The 6,994-nt window shown below is 63.3% G+C and carries 4 protein-coding genes; all 4 read right to left on the minus strand.

From position 1 onward, the window contains the following. Nucleotides 1-28: 28 nt before the first annotated feature. Nucleotides 29-1,993: a sensor domain-containing diguanylate cyclase gene (locus tag CCR96_RS05680; protein ID WP_201218707.1), complete on the minus strand. Its 1,965-nt coding sequence runs from the start codon at nucleotides 1,991-1,993 to the stop codon at nucleotides 29-31. A 44-nt stretch (nucleotides 1,994-2,037) separates the two neighbouring features. Further along, nucleotides 2,038-3,303 (minus strand): BatD family protein, encoded by a 1,266-nt coding sequence (locus CCR96_RS05685; protein ID WP_201218708.1) that lies wholly within the window; start codon nucleotides 3,301-3,303, stop codon nucleotides 2,038-2,040. Between the two features lie 53 nt (nucleotides 3,304-3,356). Further along, nucleotides 3,357-4,697 (minus strand): Coenzyme F420 hydrogenase/dehydrogenase, beta subunit C-terminal domain, encoded by a 1,341-nt coding sequence (locus tag CCR96_RS05690; RefSeq protein WP_201218709.1) that lies wholly within the window; start codon nucleotides 4,695-4,697, stop codon nucleotides 3,357-3,359. 138 nt (nucleotides 4,698-4,835) lie between these two features. After that, entirely contained in the window at nucleotides 4,836-6,821 is a 1,986-nt protein-coding gene (locus CCR96_RS05695) for a DHH family phosphoesterase (RefSeq protein WP_201218710.1), read from the minus strand. Nucleotides 6,822-6,994 lie beyond the last annotated feature (173 nt).

A 6,994-nucleotide genomic window follows, 5' to 3' on the forward strand; every position in this document is an offset into this window, starting at 1 on the left:
TCGTTCATCTTGGGATGCAGCGTTTGCTTCAGGATGCCTGCTCACCAGGGCGCGGCAACGGAATGATCTGCTTGTTGCGGTAGACGTTGATGCGGTTCCGGCCAATGGCTTTGGCCGCGTACAGGGCCTGATCAGCATGAACCAGCAGCATATCGTAGCGCGCATGCTCCTCAGAACGCTGCGCGACGCCGAGACTGATGGTCACCTTGATGGTCTCTGCTTCGACGCTCATCGCTAAGGCCGCAACCCGGCGCCGGAGCCGCTCGGCATTCAGGACCAGTTGCTTAAAGGTGCTGCTCGTACTCAGGAACAGGAATTCCTCACCACCCATGCGGTAAACGCTGTCGTGCTGGCTGAGATCCAGTTTCAGCGTTGCCGCTACGTCGACCAAGACCTTGTCGCCCGCCGCATGCCCAAAGGTATCGTTGATGCGCTTGAAGTGGTCGATATCGATCATGATCACCGACATCGGTCGCTCTGGATGAGCCTCTTGATGCCAGGCCTGTTCCATGGCGTCGAGGGCCGAGCGCCGATTGGGCAATCCGGTGAGCTGATCGGTGAGGGAGAGCACCTCAGCGCGCCGCTGGCTCATCGCTAACTGGTTGGCGATGCGACGCAGTTCGACACGATCCTTTTGGTACTGGAGATGCGCGTCCGCGGATCGGCGCACCGCCTCGAGGCGCGCGTCAAGCTCTTGTGATGACAGGTCAGTTCGCATGTAGGCGGCATCGATACCCGCACGAAATGCCTCGGCGATCCGATCGCGCTCATGGTCTCCGAACAGTGCCATGATGTAGATCGCTCGCCCCCACTCGGTCGAACGGATCAGCCGGCAGAGCTTTTCGCGTTTCGCATGCAGCTCAGCGTGACCGTAGTCGTCCATGATCAGCAAATGTGGCCTCATCTCGACTAACAGCCGCAGCATTTCTTTCTGATCCTCAAACACCCAGGCGACCACGTTGAGCTCGTCGAAGAGCTTGTTCAGCGGATGTTGCTTGCCGGTGCGACTGATCAGCACGACGTTGAGGGCTGAGTCGATCGCCGCTTGGACGATGTGCGATTGATCTGCTTGTGGCTCTTTGAGCTCGACCCTATTGGGTGTCTCGCCTGGAGAGCCGGAGGGTAGGCGGCCTTCTGGGGCGGGTAACCGGAGCAGCTTTGACCAGTCTTCCCACTCAGTCACGCTCTCATCGAGCACCTCGCCGATCTGGGCGGCGGTGAGTCCGAAACGGCGCACCTGTGGCCAGGTTGTCAGGCGTTTCTGGGTGATCTCCGCTCCCACTCGCAGCACCGAGTCGGAGAGGCGAAACCCGAGATGGAAAAGCTGAGTGAGCTTGTATTCGGGCGACTTTTCGGCGAAACCAGACGCCTCTGGACGTTCATGAAAGCGGGCTGGTTCCGCTAGCTCTTCGGCAACCCCGAAATCCAACAGCATCTCGAGTGAGAGCTCATTATGATCGAAGCCGAACTGATCGCACTCTGCCGCGGTGAGGTTCTCTGGCTGGCTATCGAGCAGACTGGAATATTCGTCGGGATAGATGGTTGCGAAGGCGAGCAAACCGATGCGCATCATCAGCGCGCAGGAAAAGAGATTATCTGGTGGCGCTAGGGCGGTTTGTTGACCAAGCCCTCTGCAAATCAGCGCCGTGAGTACGCACTGCAACCAAAACTTGTTGTAGTCGAATGACTTGCAATGATCATCAAGATATTGATCGATCAGAGAAAACGCCACTGCAAGCTGCCCAACCGTCTTCATGCCCACCTTGACAATGGCCGCTGGGATAGAACTCACCTTGGTGAACGTGCCCATGGCAGCGGAATTGGCGAGTCTCAATAACCGCCCGGAGAGGGCAGGATCGGACTTGACCAGCTGCGAGAGCTGCTCGACGCTGGTCTGCTCGTCTTCCCAAAGCTCCATGATCGCCAGTGCGACCCCGTTGGGACTCGGCAGTTTCTGAGCGGCATTGTCGAGGAGTGTTCTCGGTGAGCTCAACGCAAAATGTCCTGCGGTAGCATGGGCGCCCTAACGCCTGAGTTCTAAGTCCCTGAGCCGCTCGGCGACGGGTGCCGAGGACCAGTCGATCGGGTTTGGGCTAAAGAAGGCCTTGTCCGATGTCCTGCCGGATGGCTTGGCCCTGGGGTGCTGCGATGATAGAGCCGCCATAACAGCCAGGCGATGAGTAGCAGCCCAAACGTGCCGATGATCCAAGGAAAATAGGCGACCAACCAGGGTTGCTGGGGCACTGATGCCACTGGCGCTTGGCTGCTGTTTGTGTCTGGCTGGCTGTCGGCCGCGTCACGACGCCAGTCTGGGGCGGGACGGCGCGAGGCTGATTCGAACGCTGCGACCTGAAGCTGCCATTCAGGCGTGCTTGCCTGCTGCCAGCGCTGGGTGTCGACATCCCACCAGTCGAGGGTGACGGCGGGCAGTTGGTAGAGGCCAGGCTCGGTGCTGCTGAGGGTGATACGCTCGGTTCGATATCCGGTTACTCCTTGAGGTTCGCGCTTGTTCCAGAGTCTTGGTGCGTCTTTGCGCACCTCTAGCTGCAAGGGGATTGGGGGGCGAATCGGCGGCAGATCTTCGGCGCGTAGCCCAACGGCCTCGATGGTCAGCATGCGCTCGATCACCTGGCCGGGGGCCAAACGCACGGCGCTTGCGCCAGCCTCGTTCAGACTCAGCGCTGTTGCTGGCAGCCAGGGACTGTCCGCAGCGACATCCGCTGGTCGCGGTGGCACCGGCCTGACCTCGATGCTGAGGGCCTTAGAACGAAGTGCCTCGGGTGCGTCAGTGCCGGGGCGCCAGGCTGAATAGACCGAGGGAGGGATCTCGAGACGGCCGGTGCTGCGAGGAAACAGCGCATAGCGACGTTCGTAGATCCAGCGCTCGTGCAGGCCGTCTATACCGTTGCTGTTGCTACTCCTAGCGTTGCTGCTGCTATCACTGCTGCCACTGCTGCTTTCGGAACTCGCGCTGTCTTTGGCGCGATCAGTATCGCCAGCACGCTTGGTGCTGCTGGCATGGCGAGCGATTCGGCGGTCTTCTCCCAAGATCAGGAGGTCAACAGCGTCGAGGTTCGGCGGGATCAGCCGACCTGGTGGTAACGGGCCGTTACCGATGACGAGAACGCGCAGGACGATCTGCTGACCGACCACTGTTTGCTGTCGGTCGGTGCTGGCTTCGACTTGGATCTGCTCAGCCAGCGGCGCGGTTTTGTTGATGGCCTGGGGGGCTGCGGCCGGGGCATCTGGGGCGGCGGTTGGTGTTGGTAACCCTTGTGCGGTCGTCGCTGTGGCCCAGCACATCAACAACGCAGCGATTGATCGCGCTGCCGAACGCCACCTGGTCGACCGGAGCTTCATGCGTCGGATAGAGTCTCATCGCTGCGCCGCCTAGCAGCTGTGGTTGGCGATGGCGCCAACGGTCGGCCGAAGGTCTCAGCGTAGTCGTTCGCGTAGGGGGCGAGTGCCCGGTAGACATGCGCGGGCACGATGCGCTGCTCGAAGCGGCCGAAACGCTCGCGCACATGCTGCAGGTTGCGGAACAGCTTCATCTCGATGATGGCGCGGGCGAACTCGAGTCCGCGCGGTCCCCGGTTGCGCTGCAGCCAGGCGATCAGCATGCGGATCGGCTTCGGTGGCTTGCCGGGTGGATTGGCCAGCATCTGCAGGTAGCGCGGCATACCGCGGCGGCGATCGCCGGCGCTGCTTGCGGGCTTGAATTCGAGGTCGGGTCGGAGCATCTCCAACAGCGCCTCACCGCGCTCGGTCCGTGCCAGTACCCACTGCCAGCTGAGCGGTGCGCCCATGTAGCCGATGGTGATGTCGGCGAGGCTGTTGGGATAGTCGAAGCAGGACAGGCAGGCCGAGGGGAAGACGCCGTCGAGTTTGTCCATCGGGAAGTCGATGAAGTTGAGCTGCTCGATCTGGCCGTCCTCATGGCGCATCTTCAGGCTGTAGTCCTGCATGAACTCGTAGTGGACGATGGTCTGCGGCGATTTGGAGACCTGATCCAAGAAATAGACCAGATCCGGATAGGCGACGTTGTCGCTGCAGGGGATGCCGATCACGTCGAGCCGCTCCAGGCCAAGTTCGGTCTCGAGCTGTGGCTGGGCTGCGCGCAGCATGTGCACCTGGCAGCTGGTGCCGATGAAGGCGAGGCGCTTGACGCCGCTGGCGCGCACCTCATCGAGCAGTGCGAGGTTGGGCGAGAGGGCCGGTTTATTGCCGGCACTGGCGCGCACCTCATTCGGCGTGCGGGCGAGGATCGGGCGCGGGGCAAAGCGGGTGCCGGGCATGGTGGCAGCGGTGATCACCGCCTCGACCTCGCCGCGTTCGAGCAGCCGTGCCCCGAGCGTGGTGACCATGCCTGACCACTGTGCGCCCGGCACCGGCGGTTTCATGCGCGCGATCTGCATGTCGCGATAGACGCCGAAGCGCAGTTCGTCGCCGTCGCGGCGGTGACGCCCAAACAGCCGTTGCTCGATGGCCTCGGTCTGGTTGCGCACGAAGACGCAGGTGCGCGCCATCTCGGGTTTCAGGAAGCTGTCGCAGAGTCCGCAGTCGCTGCACAACTTCGGCCGCCCGGCCAGGCGCGCATCACGGCTGAGCAGCGTCGTCTCGCGCAGGCCTTTGGAGGGGCCGTCGCCTAGCAGTTCAGGGTCGAGGTCTTGGAAGGCGGCAGCGGGCTGTTCAGACATTGCAGAGAGGGCGATGGTCAGAGCGGTGATAAAGGGTGCCTTGTTGTACCCCCGAGACGCTGCGTCTGAGTATGCGTTAAGTCAGCCCAAGCGCGCATCCACGTTTTCACCAGTCACTCACTACTCACCACTCGTCTGTCATTCGGCAATCGGCACCAGCTGTTCAATCAGCAGTTGCGGGCTGCGCAGGCCGCGGTAGTCGTTCACATCAAGGCGGTAGGCGATCTGGGCGCGGGTGGCTCCGCGCGGATGCTGATCAGCGAGGTTGAAGCCGATGGCCTCGAGCGGTGGGCCTTGGGCCGGGCGCACGCGGAGCTTGAGATGGCGGTCTTTGAGCAGGCGCGGGGCGCTGATCTCGAACAGGCCGTCGAACAGCGGCTCGCTGAAACCCTTGCCCCAAGGCGCGGCCAGGCGTAGGGCCTCGGCAGTAGGTAGGGTGAGCAGTGCTGGGCCGAGGGCACCGTCGGAGTGCAGCACTGGGATGGTTGGCTCGGGTCCGAGTGCTTCGCTGACCGCGTCGGCAAAGGCCTGCTTGAAGGGCTCGAGTGCTTCACGCGGGAGACTCAGGCCGGCGGCCATGGCATGTCCGCCGAAGCGGGTGATGAGTCCGGGATGGGCATGATCAACAGCGGCCAGGCAGTCGCGCAGATGCAGCCCCTCAATGGAGCGCGCGGAGCCCTTGAGCAGGCCGTCGCCGCCGACAGCAAAGGCGATCACCGGGCGTTGGCAACGCTCGCGCACGCGCGCGGCGAGGATGCCGACGACGCCCTCGTGCCAGTCCTCAGCGAACAGGCAGAGGCCGGCCTCGAGTCCGCCTTTGCGGCGTCCGCCTGCGCGCGTGGCGCTCGCTCGCTCCGAGTGTTCAGCTGCAGGCCGATCAGCATGCCTAGCGCCGGCGCCATCGGCGCTCCCGGCGTCGGCGTTTGCTTCGCTTGCATGCTTTGCATCGGCATTCGCTGCATCGGCGTCGCCCGTCTCGACAGCGAGCATTGCGTCCTGCTCGGCGAGGATCTCGGCGATGAGACGCGCGGCGTCGAGGCCCATGCTGTGGGTGAGGGCGCGGCGTTCTTGGTTGAGGGCCTGCAGCCGCTGGGCAAGGCGCATCGCCTCGATTGGCTTATCGGTGACCAGGCAGGCGATGCCGGCACTCATGTCCTCGAGACGACCGGCGGCATTCAGGCGCGGTGCGGCGGCAAAGCCGAGATCACGGGCGCTCGTGCGCGTTAGATCGACACCAGCGATCTCGAGCAGCGCGCGCAGACCCGGTCGGCAATGCCCGGCGCGGATGCGGCGGAGACCCTGCTCGACCAGGATGCGGTTATTGGCATCGAGCGTCACCACATCGGCGACGGTGCCAAGGGCGACTAGGTCAAGCAGTTCAGCAAGATTGGGCTCGCTGCGATGTCCCTGGAACCAGCCACGACGCCGCAGTTCAGCACGGGTGGCGATGAGCAGGTAGAACATGACCCCAACCCCGGCCAGGTGCTTGCTGGGGAAGGGGCAGCCGGGCTGATTGGGGTTGACCAAGGCGGCGGCCTCGGGCAGCTCGGGGCCGGGCAGGTGGTGGTCGGTGATCAATACCGGCAGACCGAGTTCGCGGGCGCGTGCCACGCCGGCATGGCTGGCGATGCCATTGTCGACGGTGATGAGTAGATCGGGCCGGCGCTCGGCGGCGATATCCACCACGGCGGGGCTGAGTCCGTAGCCTTGGGCGAAGCGGCTCGGCACAAGAAAATCGAGCGGACCGGCGCCGAGCGCGCGCAGGCCGAGCAGGGCCACCGCGGTGCCAGTGGCACCATCGGCATCGTAATCGCCGACGATGAGCAGTGGGCGCTGGGCTTGGATGTGATCGGCCAGCAAGGCGGCAGCGGGATCGACGCCGAGCAGTTGGCTGACCGGATGCAGGGCGCTGAGGCGATGATCCAGGCCGCCGTCGAGCCCGCGATGGCGATAGAGCCGTGTGAGCAGATCGTCGAGCCGATGCAGGGGTTGTTCGGCCCCTGGCGGACGTTGAATCGGGCGAATTGCAACCTGGGGTGAGGTCGGCGTTGTGCCGGCCCGCTGGCTAGGGCTGCGAGTGGGTTTGGGCCTAGTGGGATTGGACGACGGGTTGGAAGCTGACATTGGTTGAGAAGACTAGCATGAAGCTAGCATGAAGCGTTCGGTGACTCGAAGCTGTCGAGATTTATAGATAGAGCTACCGCGCGCTGTAGCTGCCATGATGGTATTGCAGCTTGCACCTCAGCAATCGAGTAGCCATGTCAGGCAGATGTATTTATGCCGATTTCGACCCTTGC

Source organism: Halochromatium roseum (assembly GCF_016653315.1).
In the GTDB taxonomy this organism is placed as follows: Bacteria; Pseudomonadota; Gammaproteobacteria; order Chromatiales; family Chromatiaceae; genus Lamprobacter; species Lamprobacter roseus.

Coding starts and splice junctions, on each gene's coding strand:
- CCR96_RS05695 (WP_201218710.1), bottom strand. CDS start 6,821: ATGTCAGCTTCCAACCCGTCGTCCAATCCCACTAGGCCCAAACCCACT.
- CCR96_RS05690 (WP_201218709.1), bottom strand. CDS start 4,697: ATGTCTGAACAGCCCGCTGCCGCCTTCCAAGACCTCGACCCTGAACTG.
- CCR96_RS05685 (WP_201218708.1), bottom strand. CDS start 3,303: ATGTGCTGGGCCACAGCGACGACCGCACAAGGGTTACCAACACCAACC.